This is a genomic window from Microcoleus sp. T2B6, assembly GCF_036700475.1.
GTDB lineage: Bacteria > Cyanobacteriota > Cyanobacteriia > Cyanobacteriales > Microcoleaceae > Microcoleus.
Genome location: NZ_JAUBOZ010000005.1, coordinates 74,946 through 100,601 on the forward strand (window position 1 = coordinate 74,946; position 25,656 = coordinate 100,601).

Here is a 25,656-nt window from a genome sequence, read left to right on the forward strand (position 1 = left end):
CTCACTCTTTGTGGAACAGGCATCTTGCCTGTTCTTGAGAATTGTGCAACATATGAGTTAGAACCCATTCGCCGATCGACCTCCATCAGCTTATTGAAATATTTTTCCAATAGTATTGACATTAATTAGCAACAAGGCTATAGTAATTTTTAGTGTTCTCCTCTCAAAGGATCGGCAGACGGGGGCAGTCGGCAATGGTAGACTGTTCCCGCATTTTTTTGGGAAGCAGGGGCATTGGGCGTTGGGCATCGGGCAAACAGGGCATCGGGCAAACAGGGCATCGGGCAAACAGGGCATCGGGCATTGCCGAACTTCGGTCTTGTTGACATCCGTTACATCCGCTACATAATCCGTTGCCGAACTTCTTGCTTCTGGAGCGATCGACTGTAAAATCATAGAAATATTAAGATTTTTAACCCAATGTCAGCTCCTACCCAATCCCAGTTATTTTCTCCCAACTCCCGCCCTACAGAGCAAGAGTTTGATGTAATTGTCATCGGTTCCGGCATTGGTGGACTCGTGACAGCCACCCAGCTAGCGGCTAAGAAAGCCAAAGTTTTAGTGCTCGAAAGCTATACAATTCCGGGGGGTAGCGCTGGATATTTCGATCGAGAAGGCTACAGATTCGATGTCGGCGCCTCCATGATTTTTGGCTTCGGACAGCGTGGCACCACCAACCTCCTCACCCGCGCCCTGAAAGCAGTCAACGTCACCTTAGAAACCATTCCCGACCCCGTACAGCTTCACTATCACTTACCCAGCGGCTTGGAACTTGAAGTTCCCCAGGCTTATGAGAAATACTTGCAAGAATTAACAGACAGGTTCCCTCACGAACGCGAAGGAATCCACAAATTTTACGGCGAATGCTGGAGCGTCTTCAACTGCCTCAACGGCATGGAATTGCTATCCCTAGAAGAACCCGGATATCTGGTTCGAGTCTTTTTTCAGAATCCTTTAGCCTGTTTGGGATTAGTAAAATATCTACCTCAAAATACTGGCGACATTGCGCGACGCTACATAAAAGACCCTACTTTGCTGAAATTTATTGACATGGAATGCTACTACTGGTCTGTAGTACCCGCAGACTTGACGCCGATGATTAATGCCGGAATGGTATTTTCCGACAGACATTACGGCGGCATCAATTATCCCAAAGGCGGAGTCGGTCAAATTGCCCAAAAATTAGTAGAAGGATTAGAAAAATGCGGCGGCAAAATTCAATACAAAGCTAAGGCGAAAAAAATTATAACAGAAAACGGCCGCGCTGTCGGAGTCGAGCTAGCAACCGGCGAAGTTTACCGCGCCAAGCGGATAGTTTCTAACGCCACGCGGTGGGATACTTTTGAGAAATTGCTGCCCGCAGAAGAGATGCCCGCTAGCGAAAAGAAATGGCAGCAGCGCTATCAAAAAGCCCCCAGTTTCTTGAGTTTGCATTTGGGAGTGGAAGCAGCCGTAATCCCTGCGGGTAGTGCCTGCCACCACATTTTGTTAGAAGATTGGGACAAAATGGAAGCGCCGGAGGGAACTGTTTTGGTGTCCATTCCGACCGTGCTCGACCCGGATTTAGCTCCCGCAGGATATCACATCGTTCACGCTTTTACTTCGAGTTGGATGGAACAGTGGGAAGGACTTTCGCAGCAGGAATATGAGGATAAAAAGGAAGAGGCTGGAGGGAGAATAATTGAAAGATTAGAAAATATTTTTCCCGGTTTAGATGCCGGTTTGGATTATATGGAAGTTGGGACAGCGCGTTCTCACCGCCGCTTTTTGGGGCGCGAAGATGGAACTTACGGGCCGATTCCGCGACAGAAGTTAATGGGTTTGCTGGGAATGCCGTTTAATCGAACTTCTATGCCTGGTTTGTATTGTGTGGGTGACAGTACGTTTCCCGGACAGGGTTTAAATGCGGTGGCGTTTTCTGGGTTTGCTTGCGCGCACCGAATTGCGGTTGATTTGGGTTTTTAGTGGTCGTGGTAGGGTAGGGTACGTCAGATTGTTCGCTTGAAATACGAGAGAAAATGTAAGACAAGGCTTCGAGGGTTCCTACAAAAAGACTAAAAACCCGGTTTCTGGATAGAAACCGGGTTTTTAAACTGAAAATTGGCGTTTTCCATTCTTTTAAGAAGTTTACTGGTCGTAGCTGCCGCCGACGCCGATTTGGGTATTGTAGATTTTGGCATTAGTGATGGTCATATCTTCCATTGATGCGCCGGATACGTCAGTGGTGTTAATGATGGCCGCGGTCAGATTTGCCCGATCGAGGTCTGCGTCATTTAAACTGGCATTAGTCAGAAAAACTTGGGTTAAGTTAGCACCCGTCAAGTTAGCACCCGTCAAGTCCGCGCCTTCGAGGTTGGCACTAGATAGGTTTGCGCCTCGTAAATTTGCTTCTCTCAAATCAGCACCAATTAAATGGGCTCCCATTAAATCTGCTCCTGACAAGTCGCACTTAAAACATTGCCCGGTTGACAATAACTGTTGGACGTGAGCGGGATTTTCAGCGCGAGCCGGGCCAGCCAACAGTAGGGGAGTAATTAAAAAAGTAGCGGCTAATAGATTGCGTTTCATAATCCCTTTTCCTCACAGACTCTGTATTCAAGTTCTTGTCTTGATATCTACAATCTTACCACGGTTGTTTTCGGAAGTTGCGATCTAATTCACACATTGGCTGTGATATCAATTGCACTCAACAACGCATACATGGTCTCGACCAGCTTGCAAAACATAATTTCGCAAAACTTAACACTGCCTAACTTAATTCAGTGCCTTTTTGTAGTAACATTTTCTAGGTTAACCCGGATAGCCAACCGATGCGTCTTTCTGAAGATGGAGATGATTCGCAATGCTATGGATGATTTTAGCTGCGATCTTATCGCAAAAAGTGGGAGCATCTCATATTTGTAAAAATACTTCTTCTGGCTCCTTCCTTCTTCTGGCTCCTTCCTTCTTCCTCTTTCCTTCTTCCTCTTTCCTTCTGCCTCCTGCCTTCTGCCTCCTGCCTCAAAACTCCAATTTCTAGCTTGGCTGCAAAGGTGAGATGCTCCCCAAAAAGTTGACAAAAAATACCTGGTTTTTAATAAAAGTGTCACGAGACAGAAAATTTAATTTAAAATAAAGATAAGCTTATAACTTTATAGGTAGAGGAAAAGCAGTCACAGCCCCGATCCCCGGCCCAAGCTCGGCTGCATTTTTAACAATAAATTTTAATTAGGTCTCAGCAGCGCCGTAAAAATCCACCTAGTGCTTGGAAATCAGCACTTTTTTGGAATGTCGCAGAGTCTACGCGATCGCAAAACTCAATTAAATATGCTCAAAAACGATTCCTCCAAGTATCTGCCAACCTTAGCTCAAGTAATAGACCGCTACCCCTTGACAGTTGCGCCCGATACCCCACTAGCAGAAGTAATTACCCTGATGGGCCAACGGCGCGGAATTTGCTCTCTAAACGCAGACATTCCACCAACCGATATCTATCAGCCACTAACAGAAATCGCAAATCCCCCCACCTCAAGCGCGTGCAGAGACGCGACAGGTATCTGCGTCTTTGTCGTGGAAAAATCACTCTTAAAATTATCCTCGCACTCGGCTCCACATTCTCACTTGCAAGGAATCTTTACAGAAAGGGATCTTGTCGATTTGATTGCCTCGGGCAAAAACTTAAAAGGTGTCACCATCGCAGAAGTAATGAGGCAGCCGGCAGCAACTCTGACAAAATCCGAGACTCAAGACATTTTCAGTGCCCTAATTCTCCTGGGGCAACGAAGAATTAAGCACTTGCCAATAGTGGATAGTGAAGGTCAACTCTTAGGAGTAATTACCCCGGAAAGCATTCGCCAAGCCATGCTGAAACCGGCAAATATCTTAAAAATGCGCCGCGTGAAAGAAGTAATGACCGCACAAGTCATTCAAGCACCTCGCTCCGCGTCAGTTATGAGTTTAGCCGAGTTGATGGCCGAGCACCGCGTTAGCTGCGTGGTAATTACCGAATCAACAGAATTATCGAGGGATTTACCGTTCCCGATTCCAGTAGGTATCGTCACAGAACGGGATATTGTGGAATTTCAAGCTTTAGATATAGATTTGTCGCAAACGATCGCCCAAACTGTGATGAGTACCCCCTTATTTAGCCTCAAGCAAGAAGACTCGCTGTGGGTAGCTCATCAGGAAATGCACCAGCGTTTAGTCCGCAGGTTGGTAGTAACGGGGGAACAGGGAGAACTCCTGGGAATAGTTACTCAAACCAACATACTGCGCGTACTTGACCCGATGGAAATGTCCGGGGCGATAGATATTCTGCACGATTCAGTGGCAGAAAGGACTAGGGAATTGCAAAAAGCGATCGCATCCCTCAGCTTGACTAACGCCAGATTAGAAAGCGAAATTGCTACCCGCGTTAGGGCCGAGGCCAGACTCCACCTTTTAGAATCTGCTGTAGTGAACGCTAACGACGCAATCGTGATTATGGATGCCGGAGACAGCGATATCTCCGACCCCACCATCATCTATGCCAACGAAGCTTTTACCCAAATGACGGGCTACCTACCCGAAGAAATCATCGGACAAACCCCCAGTTGCTTGCGCGGCCCAGAAAGCGACCCCACCCAAGTCGATAAAATTCGCCGTGCTTTCTCTCGCCGAGAACCCCTACGCCTAGAATTGATTAACTACCGCAAAGACGGTTCAACTTATTGGGTGGAACTCAACAGCGTACCTATTGCCGACACCTCCGGGAACGTTACCCACTGGGTGTCGGTGCAGCGGGATATTAGCGATCGCAAGCGCATGGAACAAGCATTTTTTGAAGAAAAAGAACTCGCTCATGTTACTCTACAATCGATCGGCGATGCCGTAATCGCGACAGACGCCGACGGCTGCATTTCCACCCTTAATCCAGTTGCCGAAACACTTACTGGTTGGTCTACATTGGAAGCTAAAGGTTTGCCCCTCGCCAGCGTGCTGAGAATAGTTGACGAAACTACCCGGCTGCCGATCGAAAATATCGCCGAAATCGCTTTGTGCGAAGGTCGGATTGTTGACCAAGGACACAACAGCTTGCTGATTGCCCGCAACCACACCGAATTTGCGATCGACCACTGCGTCGCCCCCATCCACGCCAGCAGCGGCAAAATTGTCGGGGCCGTCGTTGTGTTCCGAGATGTCACCCAAGTGCGAACTCAAGCGCGGCAACTCACCTGGCAGGCAACTCATGACCCTCTGACGCAATTAGTCAACCGCCGGGAATTTGAGTACCAGCTAGAGCACGCCCTACACGGCGCTCAAGGTTACGGGCAAGAACACGTGATGCTTTACCTGGATCTCGATCGCTTCAAAATAGTTAACGACACCTCCGGTCATGCTGCAGGGGACGAACTGCTGCGCCAAGTCAGCCAGCTATTTAAAAGCAATATCCACAAAACCGATATTTTGGCGCGTCTCGGCGGCGATGAATTTGCTGTACTCCTGTACAATCGTCCCGTCGAACGAGGATTGAACGTTGCTGAAACGCTGCTGCGAAGCATTCAGGGATTCCGCTTTGCGTGGCAGGACAAAACTTTTTCGATCGGCGTCAGTATCGGTTTGGTCGCAATCAATCCCAAAACAGCATCGACATCTGCGATTTTGAGCGCGGCCGATATGGCCTGCTACGCTGCTAAAAATAAAGGTCGCAACCGGGTACAGGTTTATCAAGCAGGCGATCGAGAATTAATCAAACAGCACGGCGAAACCGAGTGGGTGGTGCAAATTAATCAAGCATTAGAAGAGAATCGCTTTTGCTTGTACTCTCAGCCGATCGTACCTTTGCTCAATTCTCCAACCACCGGAACCCACTGCGAAATCCTCCTGCGCCTCCGGTTGGAAACTGGTGAGTTGGTGTCGCCGATGGCGTTTATTCCGGCGGCAGAACGCTACAACTTGATGCACGCGATCGACCGCTGGGTAATTCGTACTTTATTTAGCAATTTATCTAAAATTTTCACGGCCAATTTATTAGTCCAAGACCCTGGAGTAGGCAGCGATAAAATAGTTACCTTCCCTGCTTGCTCTCTTTTGTCTAATCCGCAATCCTTATTTGGCAAATATCCCAGCATTTATTCAATCAACCTTTCTGGGGACAGCCTCAACGAAGAAAAGTTTATCGAGTTTATTCAGGAACAGTTTTCCATCCATCAAATACCGCCGCAAATAATTTGTTTTGAAATTACCGAAACCGTGGCGATCGGTAATCTCAGCAAGGCAGCAAGCTTGATTTGGCAACTCAAGGAACTAGGCTGCCAGTTTGCCTTGGACGACTTCGGCAGCGGGATGTCTTCCTTTGCTTACCTGAAAAGCTTGCCGGTTGATTATCTCAAAATAGACGGCAATTTTATTAAGAATATTGTCGAGAATCCTATTGATGTTGCAATGGTGGAAGCTATTACCAAAATCGCTCACGTCATGGGAATTAAAACTATTGCGGAGTATGTTGAGAATCAAAAAATTATGGATAAACTCAATGAACTTGGGGTAGATTACGCTCAAGGTTATCATTTGGGCAAGCCTCAACCTTGTAACTTCACATCTCCGATTTTAGAGGAAGTTTTGGGGGAGTTTCCTGTTAATTCTTTGGCTTTTGAGGCGAAGCTGGCTTGTTGAAGAAGGAAGTTCGGCAACGAGCAAGCAATGGGATTTAACGGATTTAAGGGAGGGATGTTGAGGGAACAAGGAAAAGGAGATGTTAAGTTGTGATCTCAATTCCCCATTCCCCATTTTCCATTAGCCATTACCTTCTACAGTAGTTTCCGCCGCTTCAATGTACTGACTGTCTAACAGAAAAGCACCTTTTTCAAAGCGAATGCCCCAATAATTGCCGGGACGCCGATCGATCACAACGCCTTCAGCGCCGATCGCAATTAAATTCGCAGGCCGCAGCATCGGCATCGGTTCGGCAGTTTTGACGTAAGGTGGCATAGCCACAACTCGGACTTTTTGACCGATTGTAAATTCTTTTTCCATGAATTTTATTCCCTAAAAAACACGCTAATCAATGAATTTTAACAATAAATGTTTCTGTTTGATGGATTGATGAGGGATGATAATAAAATGGAGAAGTATGAAGCGTAATTAAGGGAATAATCGGCCCAATTATTGATATTTTAGGCTGCCATCTTCGTTATATTCAAGTTCATAATATTTTCCCCCTAACTCTAAGTCATAAACACATCGTTGGTAGTTTTTGGCTCCCATATCGAAAGGGTTAGTCCTGTTCAATCTTGCCCATTCAGCTATCTTTAGCTGGTTAGTTACCCCTGAAGCATCGGCTACTGTTTTGACAATCCAATCAAACATTTTTTTCCTCTAAGCTGTATCTCACTCTACCTCTCTATATTAGCTATATATTCACCTATAGGCAATCAAACATTTTTTTCCTCTAAGCTGTATCTCACCCCTAACTTGGACGATCGCCCGTAACACCCCTGACCGATCGCGCTACAATTGTCTATTGGGATGAAAACGGCCGATCTAAAAGTAGGGGATAGTTGTTATGGCTACAAGTCGTCGCATTGAGCGCGTAGCTTCAATGATTAAGCGGGAAGTCAGCCTGATGTTGCTCAACGGCATTAAGGACGATCGGGTAGGTGCCGGTATGGTTAGCGTTACCGATGTAATTGTTTCGGGAGACCTTCAGCATACAAAAATCTTTGTCAGCATTTACGGTACTGATGAGGCAAAGGCCGAAACTATGGAAGGTTTGAAATCGGCAACTAGCTATGTCCGCAACCAGTTAGGCCAACGGGTGCAACTGCGCCGGACACCGGAAGTAGTATTTCTCGAAGACCGTTCCCTGGAACGCGGCGATAAAATGTTGATACTGCTGAATCAGCTTTCTGCCGATCGCAAACCGGATATTTTAGATCCCGATGAAGAATTCGCTGAGGATGAAAGTCCCGATTGAAGCGAGAAGGAAGAAGGAAGAGGGGAAGAGAAGGAGATAGGGAAAATTCCCAATTCCCTGTTTTGCCGATTCCCGATTCCCTGTTTGCCCGATGCCCGATGCCCGATGCCCGATGCCCAAATCTAAAATCTAAAATCTAAAATCTAAAATCGAATGATTGACAATCTTTCCTTACCAGAACTGGTGGCCCAGATGTTCGTGGTGCGCGCTTCTGGCTGCTTGTTCGACCACCAAATTCGCTATCGGGAATGGGAACCAACTGCTAGCAAACTCCGCTATTATCTGGAAAATTTGGGCGTCGGTGGGGTGATTTTGGTCGGGGGAAGTGCTGCAGAGTTGGCAGTTCGATCGCACCAATTGCAGTCTTGGGCTAAGTTTCCGCTGTTGCTGGCGGCTGATATTGAGGAAGGTGTCGGCCAGCGGTTCGCAGGGGCAACTTGGTTCGGGCCGCCGATGGCAATTGCCGAAGTGGCGCGGCACGATGCAGGTAAAGCCGATCGATATGCTGAACAAATGGGCGCTGTCACTGCGATCGAAGCTAGGGCGATCGGTCTAAATTGGATTCTCGCACCGGTGGTTGATGTTAACAACAATCCCGACAATCCTGTGATTAACGTCCGCGCTTTTGGCGAGACACCGGAAATTGTGGGGAAATTAGCCGCTGCTTTTATTCGCGGCGCAGGCCAACACCCGCTTTTGACTACAGCTAAGCATTTTCCCGGTCACGGGGACACGGCGGTTGATTCTCACTTGGAATTGCCGGTTTTGCCGCATTCGCCAGCGAGATTAGCCCTGGTTGAGTTGCCTCCTTTTGTTGAGGCGATGGCTGCTGGGGTCGATGCTGTGATGAGTGCTCACTTGCTGATTCCGGCTTGGGATGCGGAGTTTCCTGCTACTCTTTCTCGCAAAATTTTGATCGGGAAGCTGCGAGAAGAGTTGGGATTTGAAGGTTTGATCGTGACGGATGCTTTGGTGATGGGTGCGATCGCCAATAAGTACGGCGCTAATGAAGCTGCTGTTTTGGCGGCCCAGGCTGGTGCTGATGTTTTGCTGATGCCGCTTGACCCGGAAGGGGCGATTCTGGCTGTCTGCGAAGCTGTCACTCAAGGGCGAATTCCACTATCACAAATCAAGGAATCTGTCAAGCGAATTTGGAAAGCGAAAATAAAGGTGGGTTTGCCGATTTCTGACCCCCCCCAACCCCCAGGGCTGTTTCATTCTCACCAAAAACATGAATTTTGTAGGGGTAGTGCCCCCGTGCCTACCCCCGACCTAGAGGATTCGATCGGCAGATCAGACCAAGAGGACCGGCACGGGGGCACGGCCCCTACCGAGAATGAAAAAGCCCTGCCCCAACCCCCCCTTGCTAAGGGGGGGAGCAAGAATTTAGAATCGATCGAGTCGATCGACTTAGGTTTGCTGGCAACTCCCCAGGCAAGGGCCACTGCTGCCGATATTTTGCGAGATTCTTTGAAATTTGGCGGCAATCTACCTTTGCAGGTGGCAAAACCAGCAGAAAACCAGCTTTTGCGGAATTTGATTGTTGTAGATGATGTTTTGGGGTGCGAGTTTTTGGGAAACCACACTCCGGCGATCGCCCTTCCCGAACAGTTTGGTTACGAATTGCAACTGATTGACGATCGCACAGGGGCGATCGCTGATAATACAGGTGCAGAGCATTTTTCTCCGACACTGCTGCAAATTTTCATTCGCGGCAATTGCTTCCGAGGCAGTGCTGGTTTGACCGAAGCAGCTCAAGATTGGTTTAAGAAATTATTAAAAACGGGAGAACTGCAAGCCGTGTTAATTTACGGCAGTCCCTACGTTTTAGAGCAATTTTTGCCACACTTGCCTCCGAGTATTCCCTATGTATTTTGTTTTGGGCAGATGCCGGCAGCGCAATCTATCGTTCTAGAAGTGCTATTCGGCATTGACGCAAAGGGCAATGCTTGAGTTGCCCGACTTCGGAATCTTTCCTTTGTTGCTTGCTGCGTTAGGAGTGAAATTCATCAACCCGGTTTCTCGCGAGAAATTCTGCCTTTGGTGGCGAAGTATCCAGAAACCGGGAATTGGACGCGGGTTCCTAAGTTCTCAATAGAGCTTTCCAGCAGATCCGCCTGCTTGTGGGGAAAATGTGCTGCTTCTCCACATCCTAAGACAGATCCCATCACTTACTGATCGTTCCTATAATTTTTTTAAATTGACGGCAGTGAATTGTATAGCTGTATACGGACAAAATTTAACTTCCATATTCGTAAGTTTGGACTATATTATTACCAGGGCCATAAATTTTTTTAGTAAAACATTGAGGGCGCATTATGATTCACTCCACTATTCCCCAAATCCAATACTCTTTAGATGTGATCCAAGATGAAGCGCGTCACCTCGTCCACGAGGGCGTGCTGAGCCGCCAACAGCCTATCTACACGCTGTGCCAATTCATTCCCCCCCGGGAATGGGCTTGTGTAGAGTGCGAATTAGAAAAATGCGACTTCTTGCTGCGCGATCGCATCGCCGACCTGATCGGTTCTGAAAAATGGGAAAATGACTAAAGTTTGGTTCTCTTAAATTAAGTTGGCAAGTAAACTCCGGCTGTGTTAAAGACTCTTGATTCTTTAATACTAGGAATTTTCGGCGCGCAAATTTTCCAACTCGGCTCTGAGCGCTGCCATGTGTGCTGTTAATTCTTGAATCTCTAGCTTTACGTTAGGCTGTACAACCGACTCGGGAGGAGCATCAGTCGCTGCATCTGATTGCTTGGACGAGACAGATTCGCTGTCTGCATTCTCCCGATCGCCCGGTTGAGAGAAAATAGTATCTACAAAATTCCGGGCTTCTCGCTCAGTCATTTCTCCTTTTTCCAGCAGATCATCGGCTAGCTGGCCAAAATCTGACTTCAGTTTGTCAAGATTTTCTTCTCGCTTCAGGGGATCTTGCAATGTCTCAATTAAAAAGGAAGTTGCACCTAAAGTTAGGTGAAATCCTGTTTGCAGCATTTGAGGCAGGTTGTCGGGATTCATCTAAAAATGCCGCTAGAACGTTTTTCTGAGTTTTGGGTTCGCCAGTTGCTCCCAAGTGAGGGCGTAAAGCCGCTTCTTAGCGCGAAGATGCTGGCGTTGTGGGTCGCGATCGCCCCGATTCAGGAAATATCAGCTTTTGGGGGGACGTTTTGTCGTTGTGCCAATACTAATCGTATCATTACTTGGTAAATTAATAAATGTCAAGTGTAAATTTTTGTAACTACGAATCGAGACTTTCCCACTGGAAGGCTCAGTCTATTTGAGATTTGAGATTTGAGATTTTAGATTGAACAGGACTTAGGCACTGGGACTAAAAAAACCCGGTGGCTGATTACCCGTGCGTAAGTCCTGTTCAAGCCCGTTAAGGATACAGCGCTTCACCGGTGGAAGGGTCAAATATAAATAGTCGATCGAAGTCAAGCTGTACCGTCAGCCGATCGCCCGATCGCAAGCGAACACTCGCAGGTACTTGCACCTGTACAGTAGTTTCAGCGCTCCCCGAAGGCAAACTCGCCCGAATTAAAGTTTCTCGCCCCAGAGGTTCCACTACTTTTACCTCTAGATCGAGGGGGACTTTTTCTAATGCCCAAACATCGGTTTTCAAATCATCTTCTTCTACTGTTTGTGGCGTAAAGATTTCTATATTTTCTGGACGGATGCCCAAATCAAATCCTTGTCCTTCTCTCGCCTGCAATTTTTTCTGAATCGAGGGCGGACAGGCTAAAGCTTGATCTCCTACTTGAAAGGATTCGTTAGTATAAATTGCCGGCAAAATGTTCATGGCGGGATTGCCTAAAAATGTGGCAACCATGCGGTTAGCTGGTTTCGCATAAATGCTTTGCGGGTCTCCAATTTGTTGAATTTTTCCCCCATTTAAGACTACAATCTTATCAGCTAAAGTCATCGCTTCCACTTGATCGTGGGTGACGTAAATGGTGGTAATTCCCAGCCGTTGATGCAGTTGTTTGAGTTCTGCTCTAGTGTCATCTCGCAGTTGAGCATCGAGGTTAGAAAGCGGTTCATCTAACAGAAATACTTTCGGTTCGCGGGCGATCGCCCTTCCCAGTGCTACCCGCTGCTGCTGTCCGCCTGATAGCTGTTTGGGCTTACGTTTGAGGAGGTGGTCGATCGAGAGCGATCGGGCTACTGTTTCGACTCGTTCTTGAATTTTAGTCGGGTCAACATTCCGCATCCGCAATCCAAATGCCAAGTTTTCTGCGACAGTCATGTGCGGATAAAGCGCGTAATTTTGAAACACCATTGCTACATCCCGCTGTCTCGCCGGAATGTTGTTAACTAAATTATCTCCGATGTAAAGATTGCCGGAAGTGGCGGTTTCTAAACCTGCAATTGTCCGCATAATTGTCGATTTTCCGCAGCCGGAGGGCCCGACTAATACCCAAAATTCCCCGTCCGGGATTTTGAAGCTGATGTTTTCGATCGCGGTGACGTTTTGGTAGCGTCGGGTAATATTTTCTAAGCGAACATTTGCCATTTTTTAATTGTAATTGGTAATTGATAATTAGTGCTTTTTACCTTCAGCCTTCAGCCTTCAGAAAACTGTTCCAATTCTAAAACTGTGCGGTCTAATTCTTCAACTATAGGCGTTAACTCAGCTTTGCGGAATGCTTCTACTAAAGAACGATAATAGCTGGTAAAAGTATAGTCATTTATTGCATGACATGGGAGGCGCTAAGCCCCTCCCCTTTCACTTTTACTTTGAGCGGATTAACCCGCCTTGGCTGAACTACGCAGCTCTCTATCCCATCGCTGAAAGCATTTGGGATTGCTTTTCTGAGGATATTGTAAGACCCGTTGACATCAGAGTTAATTAATTGACCCACTGCTGTCTTGTACAAACCTCTCTTGATTCGCTTACCGCTAAATGCGACATCATCAGCGCCAGTATACCCGTACACAGGAATCGGATCTAGATTCAAGAAACTTGACTTAGATGTGTAAGATTCTTCTTGCACAATTACCTTGATTCCAACCAATCGAGCTTTGTATTCCAACATCTCAATTAATCGAGCGTGAGGAATACTGACAAAGTTTTGATTGGTTTGCTTGCCTAAGTTAATCTCATTTTTCCATTGTGCATTATTGCCAATTACTAGCGTTCCAACTTGCTGGTCAACCAAAATATCGACTATTAACCGACTGGTATGATGTAAGTAATTATCGATTTTTTGGTGGCGACAGCGAGTTAAGCGTTGAATACGGGGTGAAGTTTTACGAACTCTTTTTAACTGAGATTTCAACTCGGCTTTGCGCTTGTTGTAGAACTGGTTAATCGATTTTAACGGTCGCCCGTTAATCAGGAGAGGGACAAAACCCGGCTGATTTGAAGTTAACGCCACTAAATTATTCAGTCCTAAATCTATACTAGCTACGAATTTGTCGTCGCTGACGGTGGACTCCGGTTCATCATAAATTACCTCAATTACATAAGAATCGCATTTGGGAACCAGTCTAACTTGGCAAATTTGAGCGGGATTTACTTTGGTCTTTATCAAGATTTTCGTACCCGACAGCTTGATAATTCCTTTCTTCAATTGCTTGCTGCTAATCGCCTGAATCGTATAGATAAGAATATTACGACCCTTGGTCTTATCCTTATATTTCGGTAGCTTGGGACGACCATTGAATGTAGAGGAATCAAATTTGTAAGCTTTGACTGCTTCAAAAAACGATTTCCAATTCTTGTCCAATACCATCAAGATTTGTTGACTAACCTTGGCGGGCAAAGCCTTGTATGTTTGATGAGATTTCATCAAACGGTTTATCTCGTTGTAGTTGATGTAACCCCATCCATAAGTGAAGCTCTGACGAATGACGTAGTTGGCGGCATTGTAGAGATTCTTGGATTTAAAAGCTAATTCATCAATTTGGGCGAAACGATGCTCTGTAGATTTAATGATGTGCCTCTCTGCTAGTTGCATTTAAGCTTTCCATCCTTTAATTTACCTGTCTTTTACTCGACAACCGTGATAATATAATATTACTATTGTTTATAGTTGCTTACGAACTTAATGAAGTTTTACAATACCAGAGAGAACCCTCTTTGCCGCCTTTGAAGCGTTCCCAAACAGTATCTCCTAATTGACGGGAATCTTTCAGGATCGATCGAACATTATAAAGTTTATCAGCAGCCGAGACTAATCTGACCGAGGCAGAAGCCGTAGAAATGCGATCGATATAAGCTTGTTTTCGCTGTCCCCAAGGGGGTTTCGGCGTCTCGTCACTGTCGGTACAGCCGTCTACAATCGCTGTTACCGAAAGCATCCAGGATACCCGCCACGTGATTCATCCGTCCAGAAATAAAAAACCTGTATCTGATGAAACTTGCCGAACGTATTTATCTCGCGCAAGTCAATTCTTCAATCTAAAATCTAAAATCTAAAATCTAAAATCGATTGACGGTATCCCCAAAGCGGCGGCGGATGGCTTCGCGGGTGGTGGCGCCGCCTTGATCTTCGATCGCCGGAGTGAAGCAAAGCTGCGATCGCCTCATCTTCATTTGCCCCATATTCTAAAGCTATACTAGCAGTGCCCAACAAATGGGCAATGTAGGGAACGCCGGAACCTTTGCGAACTTGGGTAGCGTGCAATTCGGCCCCATAGGTGAGGGCTTCTGAAAAACGGTTTGAGAGAATCATGAAAGTCACCTTTCTGAATTGCTATGATATATAAATTGTCCGGCTAAGTTGAAAAGACAAAATCTACCAAGTTCAATAAGATCGTAAAGATGCGATCGAGAGCGATCGCTTGTACAATTATAATCGTTAAACCGAGGTTGCTAGCATGACAGCTACTATAATTATACCCAAAAATGCCGACCAAAAATCAGAGCCAGAATTACCGCAAAAATCAGAAAATATAGCCGAAATTCCGCCAGAATCTGAGCCTAAAAAAGTCATATCTCTGGAAGATTTTTTAGTCAGACCTGCTGATAGAATGGAATGGGTTGACGGCAACTTAGTGGAGAAAACAGGAATGACATTCAAGCACAGTCTAGCTCAATCTAAATTAGCCCGTTACTGGGGAAATTACAAAGACTCCAGCGGACAGGGAGGAGAAGTTCTCACCGAAATACTTTGCCGCACTAACAAACAGGGTCGCCGTCCCGATGTTGCTTACATTACTCCTGAACTGCTGCCACAATCAGGCAATTTTACAGCATTTTCCCAAAGTTTTCCTTTGATAGCGGAAGTTGCTTCCCCCGAAGATAGCGGCGAAGAGTTATTTGCAAAAGCTCAAGAATATTTGGAATCGGGATGTTTAGAGGTTTGGTTGCTATTTCCTGAAGCTAGATTAATATTTGTCAATGCAGGGGAACGCTGGCTGTTGTTTAATGCGGATGAAGTTGTTAATACTCAAAGTGTGCTTGCAGGTTTTAGCGTAGCTGTGAGTGAATTGTTGGCTTGAGGTATTTGTTAAACTAATTTATTAAAATCCTAAAAAGAGAAACTCACGGTGAGAAATTTTAGCTTAAGACTGGGTTTAATTAGAATGTGGGAACGATCAAATCGAGTTTAAGATCGACCTACAGGTAACTTTGAAGTATTGATACAATTAACATCTGATTAGGGGACTGCGGCATAGACTGAAAAGGGCTGGACCTAAAGGGTAAGCAGATTCATCCCACGACTAAAAGCCCTGGGCTTTCTTTGGGATTTTCTGTAAACGGTAGTCTTCGATGGGAATTGGGTTGAGAGATTGTTGGTGGAATGCGTGCGATCGCCTTTAAATTTGAGCCCGAACGATCGCCCGATCTACTAAAAATCACACTCGGCTAACATATCCGAGCTGAGCACAGTCTCCCAGCCACTCCACCACTCAACGGAACATCAACCAACGAGGGCGATTGTTGCACTTCCGTGAACAATAGAAAACCACTGGCAACTTGCTAATACGACTGTTTGTTGGAGGTACAAAATTAATTGTTAGCGTCGGTGTCTAGCCAGGAATTTAAGCACCTTGAAAGACCCTACCAAGGTGGATTGAACATCAAGCTAGCAATTCCTCAAAGTCTATTTTCTAGAGAAGCTACTACCATGTCTCTGCCAAACTCATCCCTGAATCTATTTAAACTTAAGCGCAAACTTTCCCTGCGATCGCTCTTGATTGTCCCGTTTGTACTACAAATCTTCGTAGCAGTTGGATTAACGGGATATATTTCTCTGAGAAATGGACAGAAGGCAGTCAATGAAGTTGCCAGTCAGTTACGACAAGAGATGAGCTATCGCCTCAACCTGCAAGTTCTAAACTATTTGGAAAAACCTTATATTGCCGGACAAGTGATCGTAGCTGCCGCCCAAGAGAGTCAGCTTGATTTAACAGATTTCACCAAACTGGAACGAACTTTGTGGCGGTTAGTCAGCCAAAATACCCTCGAAGACGTGCAAATTGGTTTAGAGGATGGCACGAGTATTGCCCTAGATACAACAATCAATGACGGCATCGTTTCTCGCCTCAGTGGTGACAAAGCGCGTCTACCTCAACGCCAATTCTACAAACTTGATAATCGAGGTCAACGGGTCGCACTGCTCAAAACTCAGGCAGAGTTTGACCCTCGGACTCGACCTTGGTATCAAGTTGTACAGAAAGCTGGAAAATCAGCCTGGACATCTGTGCCCTACGTCAGCAGTTCGTATCAATCGGCTACGCTGGCTCTATCCCAGCCGATTTACAATCGCGATGGAACTTTACTAGGGGTGCAAAAAAGCACCTTTCGGCTGGACAAGATTCATCGTTTTCTGAGCGAGTTGAAGGTGGGTCAAACGGGACAAACGTTTATCGTAGATCGATCGGGCAATCTGATTGCTAGTTCAACGATCAGTCAGCCTTACATTATGGATCTTAAAAATGAAGAGTTGCAACAAATTCCTGCCGTCAAGTCTGAAAGTTCTGTAATTCGTGCCACAGCGCAAGCTATCCTCGATCGATTTGGCAACTTCAACGCTATGGCACAGAATCAACAGCTTGATTTTATGCTGGCCAACCAACGGCAGTTCGTGCAGGTTTCCGCCATTCGAGACGAACGAGGTATCGATTGGTTCAGCGTTGTTGTAGTGCCTGAATCAGATTTCATGGCACAAATCAATGCCAATACTCGCACCACAATTTTGCTGTGTATAGGGGCTTTGGTGGTGACGACTATACTGGGTCTTTTTACTTCGAGTTGGATTACCAAACCGATTTTGCAGCTACAAAAAGCCAGTCAGGCGATTAGTTCGGGACAGTTGGATCAAACACTTCAGGTGCAAGGCATTAGTGAATTAGAATCGCTGGCAGATTCATTTAATCAGATGGCGAGTCAACTCAAAGCCTCCTTTATCGAACTGGAAAGCCGTGTCGAGGAACGCACCGCAGAACTGAAAGAAGCAAAACTGGTAGCCGATGGCGCAAACCAAGCAAAAAGCGAATTTCTTGCCAACATGAGCCACGAACTCCGCACTCCCCTCAACGGTATTTTGGGCTATGCTCAAATCCTCAACCGCAGCAGCGCATTGCCAGGGAAAGAACGTCATGGGGTAGAAATCATTCACCAGTGTGGTTCTCATTTGCTGACGCTGATTAACGATGTGTTGGACTTGTCCAAAATTGAAGCCGGTAAATTAGAACTCGCACCTCAAGCGATTCACTTTCCCTCATTCCTCCAAGGTGTCGCTGAAATCTGCCGCATTCGTGCCGACCAAAAAAACATTGGCTTCGTTTACGATCCCGATCCACATTTGCCAGAAGGGATTTTTGCCGATGAAAAACGGCTGCGTCAGGTGTTACTCAACTTGGTGGGAAATGCGATTAAATTCACCGACAAAGGTTGTGTCACGCTCAAGGTTGGCGTAGTTGAGAATCCTCCCAATCCATCCACTCGCTCTTTCAAATTTCAAGTTGAGGATACGGGCGTAGGAATTGCGCCCAATCATTTGGAGAAAATTTTTCAGGCTTTTGAACAAGTCGGCGATCGCCAGCGCCAAGCCGAGGGCACGGGTTTAGGATTGGCGATCAGCCAAAGAATTGTCCAACTTATGAACGGACAAATCCAAGTTAAGAGCCAACCCGGAGTCGGTAGTGAGTTCTTTTTTGAGGTGGAATTGGCGATCGCCACCGATTGGGTACAGCAAAACTCCTTCACAACAGGAAAACAAATTATTGGTTACGAAGGACAACGACGCAGCATACTTGTGGTGGACGATCGTTGGGAAAACCGAGCCGTTCTGGTCAACTTGTTAGAGCCACTAGGATTCCAAGTTAGTGAGGCAGAAAATGGACAAGCAGGATTGGAAAAAATACGACAGTCTCAACCTGACTTAGTGATTACAGACTTGGCAATGCCAGTCATGGACGGCTTTGAACTGCTCAAACAAATTCGCAGTGCAAAGGATTTGCAACACCAGAAGATCATTGTCTCTTCTGCATCAGTATCACAAGCCTATCGACAGATGAGTTTAGAGGCAGGGGGAAATGATTTCCTGGCAAAGCCAGTGGAAGTCAGTGAATTATTTAACCTCTTAGCCACTCATTTGGAATTAAAATGGAAATATGAAATGACAGGCTCCAACGAGTCTGAACCATCCACTCCAACCACTGCATTAGAGAACCCAGCAGGGATGATTATTCCTTCTGCGGTAGACTTAAAAAAGTTACTAGAATTGGCACAACAAGGCAACTTAAAACGGCTACGATCGCACACAGAGCATATTGCTCACTCTAACCCTCGCTACGCTAATTTTGCCTCAGAAATTCTTCAGTTGGCCAAGCAATTTAAAGCCGAAGAGATTGAAGAGTTGCTACAACAACATCTCACAGAGAAGAAAGCCGATGTCTAGTCCTGAATTAATTCTGGTGGTGGATGATACCCCTGCAAACTTAGAAGTAGTTTGTGAAACTTTAAGTGATGCGGGGTACGAAGTAGCAACCGCAATCAATGGCGATCGCGCTCTTAAGCGAGTCCAAGCTTATCCTCCCGATCTGATCTTACTCGATGTTCAAATGCCAGGAATTGACGGCTTTGAAACCTGCAAGCGTCTGAAGGCAGATCCGAAAACCGCAAGTATTCCCATCATTTTTATGACCGCTCTCTCCGATGCCGATAGTAAGGTGAAAGGATTTGTCCTGGGTGCTGTGGACTACATCACCAAACCCTTTCAAGAACAGGAGGTGCTAGCACGGGTAAAAACTCATTTGCAGCTACGGCAGTTAACTAAAAATCTCGAACAGCGTGTAGCTGAGAAAACCGCTGATTTAGAAGCAGCACTCACACAACTGCAACAGTCTCAGCTTCAGTTAGTCCACACCGAAAAAATGTCTGCTTTGGGCAATTTAGTGGCGGGTGTCGCGCACGAAATTAATAACCCGCTTGGCTTTATTGCTGGCAATCTGAAACCCGCTCAGGACTGTATAAAAGACCTCTTTCAAGTTATCGATCTCTACCAAAAAGAACTCCCTTATCCAAGTGCCACGCTACAGGAATTCCTGGAGGAAATAGACTTGGAATACTTACAAGAGGATTTACCCAAGTTAATTGATTCGATGCAAGAAGGAGTCGATCGCATTCACACAATCAGCACCAGTTTAAGAACCTTCTCGCGTTCGGATTGCGATCGCCCCATTCCTTACAATATCCACGACGGGCTTGACAGCACAATCTTGATTCTCAAGCATCGCCTCAAAGCCAACGAATGTCGCCCGGAAATTGCAGTCATCACAGACTATGGCGATCTGCCATCGGTAGAATGCTTTGCGGGACAGTTGAATCAGGTATTTATGAATGTGCTGGCAAATGCGATCGATGCCCTTGAGGAATCAAATAAAGGACGCAGTTTTGCTCAGATCAAAGCCAACCCCAACCAGATTACTGTCAAAACCCACTTGTCGGAATCTCAGGCAGTGATCCGAATTCAGGATAATGGGATTGGCATGACGGATGCGGTGAAGCCAAAAATCTTTGAGCATCTGTTTACCACCAAAGGCGTGGGGCAAGGAACAGGGCTGGGATTGGCGATCGCTCATCAAATCGTAGTCCAGAAACACTCTGGAACTCTAGAAGTCAACTCAACTTTAGGTGAAGGTACAGAGTTTGTGATTTCAATTCCGGTGAGGGCGATCGCTGTAAAAGACATTCAGGCAAGGATCTGCGTTGACGCAGTATAACAAATCGTTGCAGCGGCAGCAGAAACCTGATTAATCGCCTCTTCAAACCCTCCAAACTATTGATATAGTAGTACGCGGTGCAAAAAACGGTAAACCATGACAGCCACAAATCTCATCAATAAATTTGAGTACAAACCCCTATACAAACCAAATCAGTTAATTTGTGTGCGATTCGTTTAACCTAAAATAAGCTAAAAAGCTTATGGGAAGGTTAGCCCAGTTGATGAGACTGGTGATAACTGGTTACATTTGTAGGTGAGACTCTGTGAGTCAAGTCCTATCCCGCAAGTGCAGCGGTGAAAGCATATCCCCTAGTTTATTGGGTAGCAACCATTAGACTAAAGCGGGGATAAAAGGCAGAACTACTAGGAGCCGAACCCGGTAACTGTCGAGCAAGAGTCCATGCGTAGCGAAAGCAAAGATGCGTTTGAACCATCGTTAATTGAAATGGTGTAATGGCTAAATCATGGATAAAACCGTTGAAAAACGCGGTAAAGACTGATTAACACCAAGCCAAAAGGCAAGGATAGGGCATAAGTAGCTGCAAATCTGACTTATAAGCACTGCCCGTAATCCCGGTGGACAGTATCACGCTAAAGACTCAATCAATGTGTAATCGGAACGAAGTAACCCCTAATTATCTCTGGGAAAGGTCGATAACCAGTAAGTAGCTAACGAATGATAGTTGGGGGCGGGATTGTATCAGAAGCGAATGCCTTGCTGTAATGGTAAGGATATGCTGACGGATACACGGTAATTCCAAAGGAATAAAACAATTAGCAATGAATAAATCTAATACGCTGAACAATCAGACGGTGGAGTGGAAAGACCTGAATTGGCGCAAGCTAGAAAGGGTAACTTTTAAGTTGCAAAAGAGAATATTCCAAGCGAGTGAACGTGGTGATGTTAAAGCAGTTCGCAAACTTCAGAAGACCCTGATTAGGTCTTGGTCTGCAAAATGTATCGCAGTTCGTAGGGTAACACAAGACAACCAGGGCAAAAATACGGCTGGCGTGGATGGCGTTAAATCGTTGACCCCAAAGCAACGTAGTAACCTGGCAGGAAAGTTGAAGCTAACAGGTAAGGCAAAACCCACTCGTAGGGTAAACATTCCCAAGCTTGGAACGACTGAAACTAGACCATTAGGAATACCCACAATCAACGACCGCGCTTTGCAAGCCCTAGTTAAGCTAGCGTTAGAACCTGAATGGGAGGCAAAATTTGAGCCTAACAGTTATGGTTTTAGACCAGGGCGTTCCTGTCACGATGCGATTGGAGCAATATACAACTGTATCAACCAAAAAGCCAAATATGTGCTAGATGCTGATATAGCTAAATGCTTTGACCGTATAAACCATGAAGCATTGATCTCAAAAATAAATACATACCCTACCTTAAACCGACAACTGAAAGCTTGGCTCAAGGCAGGGTACTGTGACCAGGGTTCTTTATTCCCTACCAATGATGGTACACCACAAGGCGGGGTGATCTCACCTTTACTTGCAAATATTGCCTTACATGGTATGGAAGAAAGAGTGAAACAGTACGCAGAGACATGGAAAGGGGATAAAACGAGAAATCGCTTCGCCCTTAGCCTAATCCGTTACGCTGATGATTTTGTGATAATCCATGAGGATTTAAACGTAATCAAGAAATGTCAAGAGATCATAGCAGAGTGGTTGAATGATATGGGATTGGAATTAAAACCAACCAAAACAAAATTAACCCACACCCTTATTGAAATTAACGGTAATGTTGGGTTTGAGTTTCTAGGATTCCATGTACAGCAGCACAAAGTAGGAAACTACCGTAGCGCCAATAGTTCAAACGGAATCCCGTTAGGTTTTAAAACACTAATCACCCCTTCAAAAGCCAAGGTAAAGCTACATCTAACCAAGATTGCCGAAGTAATAGACACCCATAAAACTGCCCCCCAAGCAGCCCTGATTAGCAAGCTGAATCCAATCGTCGGGGGATGGTCAAACTATTACTCCACAGTCGTTAGTAAGGATACCTTCTCAAAAGTTGACCATCTAACATGGGAAAAATTAAGAGCTTGGGCAAAAACCAGGGGAAAAGGGAACATCAATATCGAGAAATATTGGCGAAAGTCAGGCGACCGTAATTGGTGTTTCAGTACCGAGAATGGATTGGAATTACTCACCCATGCAAATACGCCAATCGTCAGGCATACAAAAGTCAAGGGTGTTGCTAGTCCGTTTGATGGAGACTGGATTTACTGGAGTAAGCGACGTGGCGAAAGCCCAGATACACCTAAAAGAGTTGCATCTTTAATCAAGAAACAAAAGGGTATCTGTTCACACTGTGGTTCGTACTTTACCAGTACGGATATTGTAGAAGTTGATCATGTTAATCCGATTTCGAGTGGTGGAAAAAACACCTATGATAATCTTCAACTTTTACATAGACATTGCCACGACACAAAGACGGCGAACGATAGTTGCCTCCAAAAGAACTATGACAGTAACCCGTTTTGAATCGTATCCATAACAAGGATGGAATTATCAAGGAGCCGGATGAGGTGAAAGTCTCACGTCCGGCTCTGAAGGAGAGGTAGGAGTGGTAACGCTCCTATCGACTCTAACGGAACGGGGCAAACAGCCATTGTCAGCGGCTGGACAGTAAAAAGTGCGATCCTTTCCAAGGGCTGCGCTAACGGCAAAAAATTACAACCCAACGAGTTTGCTGTCATCGGACAACTATACTCTCCTACTCGCGGCATCAACTTCTTAATTAGAAACTTGCTGTGCAATCCCCACGTCCGCTTTTTAGTAATTCTCAACGCTACCAAAGAAGACAGCAACTCCGGTGCTGCCGCGTGCTTACTCGACTTTTTTCGCAACGGCTTTGAAGCGGGAAAAAGCGATACTGGTAGAGATTGCTGGCTAATTAAATCTTCAATATTTGGCTACATTGATATTGAAATAGCGGCAGAAGCCTTAGAACTATTGCGTCATTCAATAGAATGGAAAGAAGCCCAAAATATAGCCGACACAGTGACCTTTGTCAAGTCTTTTTCCGAAAAAGAATCTGTGGAACCTTGGGGAGAACCCGTAACTTTTCCGTTAGTCGAAATCGTCCCGACTGTACTCCCCGGCCAGAAATACGGACACAGAATCGAAGGCAAAACTATCGCCGAAACTTGGGTAAAAATCATCCACCGAATTAAGACCACCGGCACCTTGCGGCCGACTGGTTACGACGGACAGTGGCAAGAATTAATCGACTTAATGGCAGTGATTACAGATGAACCTGCAGAGTTCTATTTTCCTGAACCGAATTACTTACCAATAGACCGTGATTTCCTCGAACAGTACAAACCGCAAATGCTCGAAGATGCCCCGTATAACGAAGGCATTAAATATACCTACGCACAGCGGATGCGGTCGTGGTTTGGACGCGATCAAATAGAAGAAGTTATTGCCAAACTAATTAAGGAAATTGATGCAGCAAGTGCTGTAATTAGTTTGTGGGATGCGGGCGGAAATATTAACAGAAGACCTGACGGTTCCTCCGACCACCAGCACAGCGGCAGTCCTTGTTTAAATCATATTTGGGTGCGAGTTGTAGACGGTGAAATATCGCTAACTGCAACTCTCCGCAGTAACGATATGTTTGCGGCGTGGCCGGCCAATGCAATGGGTTTGCGGGCTTTGCAGCAGCACATTCGAGATGAAATTGCGAGGCGTTCCGATTATAATTTGACGATGGGCCCGTTGGTAACGCTGAGTCAATCGGCTCACTTGTATGACGATACCTTTGAAAATGCCGATCGACTAATTCAAACCCAATATGCTAAAATCTGCGAAGATCGAGACTTTTTCGATGCAGCAGGCAATTTTTTAGTTGAAGTAGCCGACAATCAAATAGTTGTCACGCAAACCACTCCCGGCAGCGGCGAAGTTGTCACCTGTTATTCTGGAACAAACCCTCTCAAGTTAGTGCGAGAAATTTGTGCGGCTTCCCCTGCCATCAAAGGCGAGCATATTGGTTATTTGGGAATAGAATTGCAAAAGGCTGCCGAGTGTCTGAAAACGAGCAAGCAATACATCCAGGATAGACGATGAATTTAGAAGAAGAAAGACCGACTTGGGACGAATACTTCTTAATGTTGGCAAAATTGGCCGCTACTCGATCGACTTGTCTGGCTTTTCCTGTAGGCGCGGTGATAACTAAAAACAGGCAAGTTTTAGCAACCGGTTACAACGGTTCGCCGTCAGGTTCGGCACACTGTACAACTCAAGGCTTCTGCTATCCTGGTTTGAGTAGTTGCGACGCCAGCAAAACTTTGCCCTCAAGGGCGGTTCATGCGGAAGCAAATGCGATCGCCAAAGCTGCTAAACACGGTATATCTACTGCTGGGGCTAGTATTTACGTCACCTTAGAACCCTGCATCTATTGTTTGAAATTAGTCATTGCGGCTGGAATTCGAGAAGTGTTTTACGAAACGAGTTTTAACAGCGGAGAAAAAGCTGCTTTGAGAGATACTTTTATCAGTGAAGGTATTGTTGAGTTAAAACAAATTCTGCTATCTGAAGATACAGCCAAAAAAGCCGCTTTGTTTTTGTTGCATCCTACATCTGTGGCCAAAAATTTAGTATAGGATCAATCCTCCACGTGGTTGTCGCAGCCACAGGAAATAAATGTGCTGTGTTCCTATAAATGATATTTATTTGCTGACAATTTGGAGGGATACGGCAGTGCCGTATCCTAAATCCCGCGTGATACACAGGATATTATGTCCGGTCCCTAATACGGTAGGGGCGGGTTCACCAAAAATATCTGCCAATAATTGACAATCTCAAAAACCCGCCCTTTTAATCGCTCGATCAGACATGATATGATATTTATTTTACCCTTTGCAAAGACACAGCACTGCCGTGTCCTTACAAAAAATAGAGATGGCAATTAACCAAAAAACGGCATTAGAAATTGTGAATACCGTGTAGTTGAATCAATCAAACTCATTCACAGCTTGCAAATAGTCGATCGCCGCATCTATCCTCGAAGAATACTTAAAAGCAAACTGATCGAACCAATATCCCTCATCGGAATTCTTATCCAACTTTTTCAGCCAAACCTGAGCTTGCCTAACTTTCTGTCTGTGCGTTTGTACCTCCAACTGCCCCGCGACTTTTTCTGCTGGCTGCGGTTGCTGTGAAGCGACTGCCTGAGCTTGATTTTGCGCTTCGTGCTCAGCCTTAAGCGGTTGCTGTGAAGCCACTTCCTGAGCTTGATTTTGCGCTTCGTACTCAGCCTTAATTTGAGCTAAATCCTTATCCAAAGAACCAGCATACAAATTTATATCTGATGTTTTAAATGTTTGATTTGACGGCACTGCAGCTTGTGGCACAGGCGCTTGTGCTGGCACCGGCGCCTGAGTTTTCAACTCAGCATTTTTTTGAGATGCTTGATACTCTGCCTTAAGTTCACCTAACAGGCGATCGATAGATTCCATAACTTAAACCCCTTAAAAAATGCTGCTGGGCTAATTGGCACAAATATAATCGCGTGACGCGCGCC

21 protein-coding genes and 1 pseudogene are annotated in these 25,656 nt (G+C 45.7%); 11 read left to right on the forward strand and 11 right to left on the reverse strand.

Annotation, left to right across the window (positions count from 1 at the left end):
- The first annotated feature begins 420 nt into the window (after positions 1–420).
- Positions 421–1,965 carry a carotenoid isomerase gene (gene crtH / locus QUA00_RS03535; RefSeq protein ID WP_333408707.1) on the forward strand — a complete coding sequence of 515 codons (1,545 nt, stop codon included), beginning with the start codon at positions 421–423 and terminating at the stop codon, positions 1,963–1,965.
- Between the two features lie 162 nt (positions 1,966–2,127).
- Here crtH and QUA00_RS03540 read toward each other — a convergent pair whose 3' ends face one another.
- Entirely contained in the window at positions 2,128–2,568 is a 441-nt protein-coding gene (locus tag QUA00_RS03540) for a pentapeptide repeat-containing protein (RefSeq protein WP_333142844.1), read from the reverse strand.
- A gap of 191 nt (positions 2,569–2,759) precedes the next feature.
- Positions 2,760–3,059: a hypothetical protein gene (locus tag QUA00_RS03545; RefSeq protein ID WP_333142843.1), complete on the reverse strand. Its 300-nt coding sequence runs from the start codon at positions 3,057–3,059 to the stop codon at positions 2,760–2,762.
- 208 nt (positions 3,060–3,267) lie between these two features.
- Here QUA00_RS03545 and QUA00_RS03550 point away from each other — a divergent pair, with 208 nt between their 5' ends.
- Positions 3,268–6,633, forward strand: coding sequence for an EAL domain-containing protein (locus QUA00_RS03550; protein WP_333306565.1), 3,366 nt, complete (start codon positions 3,268–3,270; stop codon positions 6,631–6,633).
- A gap of 120 nt (positions 6,634–6,753) precedes the next feature.
- On the opposite strand, the gene sipA is transcribed toward QUA00_RS03550, so the two are convergent.
- Both sipA and QUA00_RS03560 read right to left on the reverse strand, forming a co-directional pair.
- The gene (sipA, locus tag QUA00_RS03555; RefSeq protein WP_333101820.1) at positions 6,754–6,993 is read right to left on the reverse strand and encodes a regulatory protein SipA; all 240 of its coding nucleotides are present in this window, start codon (positions 6,991–6,993) and stop codon (positions 6,754–6,756) included.
- Positions 6,994–7,122: 129 nt separating this feature from the next.
- Entirely contained in the window at positions 7,123–7,326 is a 204-nt protein-coding gene (locus QUA00_RS03560; protein ID WP_333142841.1) for a hypothetical protein, read from the reverse strand.
- Positions 7,327–7,522: 196 nt separating this feature from the next.
- Here QUA00_RS03560 and rbfA point away from each other — a divergent pair, with 196 nt between their 5' ends.
- Complete coding sequence (rbfA, locus tag QUA00_RS03565; protein ID WP_333142840.1) at positions 7,523–7,933, forward strand: 30S ribosome-binding factor RbfA; 411 nt, start codon at positions 7,523–7,525, stop codon at positions 7,931–7,933.
- Positions 7,934–8,086: 153 nt separating this feature from the next.
- The gene (locus QUA00_RS03570; RefSeq protein ID WP_333306562.1) at positions 8,087–9,886 is read left to right on the forward strand and encodes a glycoside hydrolase family 3 N-terminal domain-containing protein; all 1,800 of its coding nucleotides are present in this window, start codon (positions 8,087–8,089) and stop codon (positions 9,884–9,886) included.
- Positions 9,887–9,942: 56 nt separating this feature from the next.
- Here the strand turns inward: QUA00_RS03570 and QUA00_RS03575 are convergent, their stop codons facing one another.
- On the reverse strand, positions 9,943–10,104 hold the full coding sequence (locus QUA00_RS03575) for a hypothetical protein (RefSeq protein WP_333408708.1): 162 nt from the start codon (positions 10,102–10,104) through the stop codon (positions 9,943–9,945).
- Between the two features lie 147 nt (positions 10,105–10,251).
- Between QUA00_RS03575 and QUA00_RS03580 the strand changes: the two genes are divergently transcribed.
- Positions 10,252–10,485: a DUF4327 family protein gene (locus tag QUA00_RS03580; RefSeq protein WP_333255834.1), complete on the forward strand. Its 234-nt coding sequence runs from the start codon at positions 10,252–10,254 to the stop codon at positions 10,483–10,485.
- 69 nt (positions 10,486–10,554) lie between these two features.
- Here QUA00_RS03580 and QUA00_RS03585 read toward each other — a convergent pair whose 3' ends face one another.
- The 5 genes and pseudogenes from QUA00_RS03585 to QUA00_RS03605 all read right to left on the reverse strand — a co-directional run.
- Complete coding sequence (locus tag QUA00_RS03585; protein ID WP_333142837.1) at positions 10,555–10,953, reverse strand: hypothetical protein; 399 nt, start codon at positions 10,951–10,953, stop codon at positions 10,555–10,557.
- A gap of 361 nt (positions 10,954–11,314) precedes the next feature.
- Positions 11,315–12,448, reverse strand: coding sequence for an ABC transporter ATP-binding protein (locus QUA00_RS03590; RefSeq protein ID WP_333408709.1), 1,134 nt, complete (start codon positions 12,446–12,448; stop codon positions 11,315–11,317).
- Positions 12,449–12,623: 175 nt separating this feature from the next.
- Positions 12,624–13,895: a transposase gene (locus tag QUA00_RS03595; RefSeq protein ID WP_333408710.1), complete on the reverse strand. Its 1,272-nt coding sequence runs from the start codon at positions 13,893–13,895 to the stop codon at positions 12,624–12,626.
- Between the two features lie 79 nt (positions 13,896–13,974).
- Positions 13,975–14,238, reverse strand: a complete 264-nt coding sequence (locus tag QUA00_RS03600) for a hypothetical protein (RefSeq protein ID WP_333408711.1) — start codon at positions 14,236–14,238, stop codon at positions 13,975–13,977.
- 133 nt (positions 14,239–14,371) lie between these two features.
- Positions 14,372–14,612, reverse strand: a pseudogene (locus QUA00_RS03605) (HD domain-containing protein); the annotation flags it as partial.
- Positions 14,613–14,757: 145 nt separating this feature from the next.
- Here QUA00_RS03605 and QUA00_RS03610 point away from each other — a divergent pair.
- The 6 genes from QUA00_RS03610 to QUA00_RS03635 all read left to right on the forward strand — a co-directional run bounded on the left by QUA00_RS03610 (position 14,758) and on the right by QUA00_RS03635 (position 24,736).
- The gene (locus tag QUA00_RS03610) at positions 14,758–15,381 is read left to right on the forward strand and encodes a Uma2 family endonuclease (RefSeq protein ID WP_333408713.1); all 624 of its coding nucleotides are present in this window, start codon (positions 14,758–14,760) and stop codon (positions 15,379–15,381) included.
- Between the two features lie 629 nt (positions 15,382–16,010).
- Positions 16,011–18,788, forward strand: a complete 2,778-nt coding sequence (locus tag QUA00_RS03615; RefSeq protein ID WP_333408714.1) for an ATP-binding protein — start codon at positions 16,011–16,013, stop codon at positions 18,786–18,788.
- Positions 18,781–20,112: a response regulator gene (locus tag QUA00_RS03620; RefSeq protein WP_333408715.1), complete on the forward strand. Its 1,332-nt coding sequence runs from the start codon at positions 18,781–18,783 to the stop codon at positions 20,110–20,112. The genes QUA00_RS03615 and QUA00_RS03620 overlap by 8 nt, the downstream gene beginning before the upstream one ends.
- 782 nt (positions 20,113–20,894) lie before the next feature.
- Positions 20,895–22,610 carry a group II intron reverse transcriptase/maturase gene (gene ltrA, locus QUA00_RS03625; RefSeq protein WP_445252009.1) on the forward strand — a complete coding sequence of 572 codons (1,716 nt, stop codon included), beginning with the start codon at positions 20,895–20,897 and terminating at the stop codon, positions 22,608–22,610.
- Between the two features lie 264 nt (positions 22,611–22,874).
- A complete protein-coding gene (locus QUA00_RS03630; protein ID WP_333408716.1) occupies positions 22,875–24,200 on the forward strand; it encodes a thymidylate synthase in 1,326 nt (441 codons plus the stop codon).
- Positions 24,197–24,736 carry a dCMP deaminase family protein gene (locus tag QUA00_RS03635; RefSeq protein ID WP_333101809.1) on the forward strand — a complete coding sequence of 180 codons (540 nt, stop codon included), beginning with the start codon at positions 24,197–24,199 and terminating at the stop codon, positions 24,734–24,736. Before QUA00_RS03630 ends, QUA00_RS03635 begins: the two co-directional genes overlap by 4 nt.
- 351 nt (positions 24,737–25,087) lie before the next feature.
- Here QUA00_RS03635 and QUA00_RS03640 read toward each other — a convergent pair whose 3' ends face one another.
- The gene (locus QUA00_RS03640) at positions 25,088–25,591 is read right to left on the reverse strand and encodes a salt stress protein, Slr1339 family (RefSeq protein WP_333101808.1); all 504 of its coding nucleotides are present in this window, start codon (positions 25,589–25,591) and stop codon (positions 25,088–25,090) included.
- Positions 25,592–25,656 lie beyond the last annotated feature (65 nt).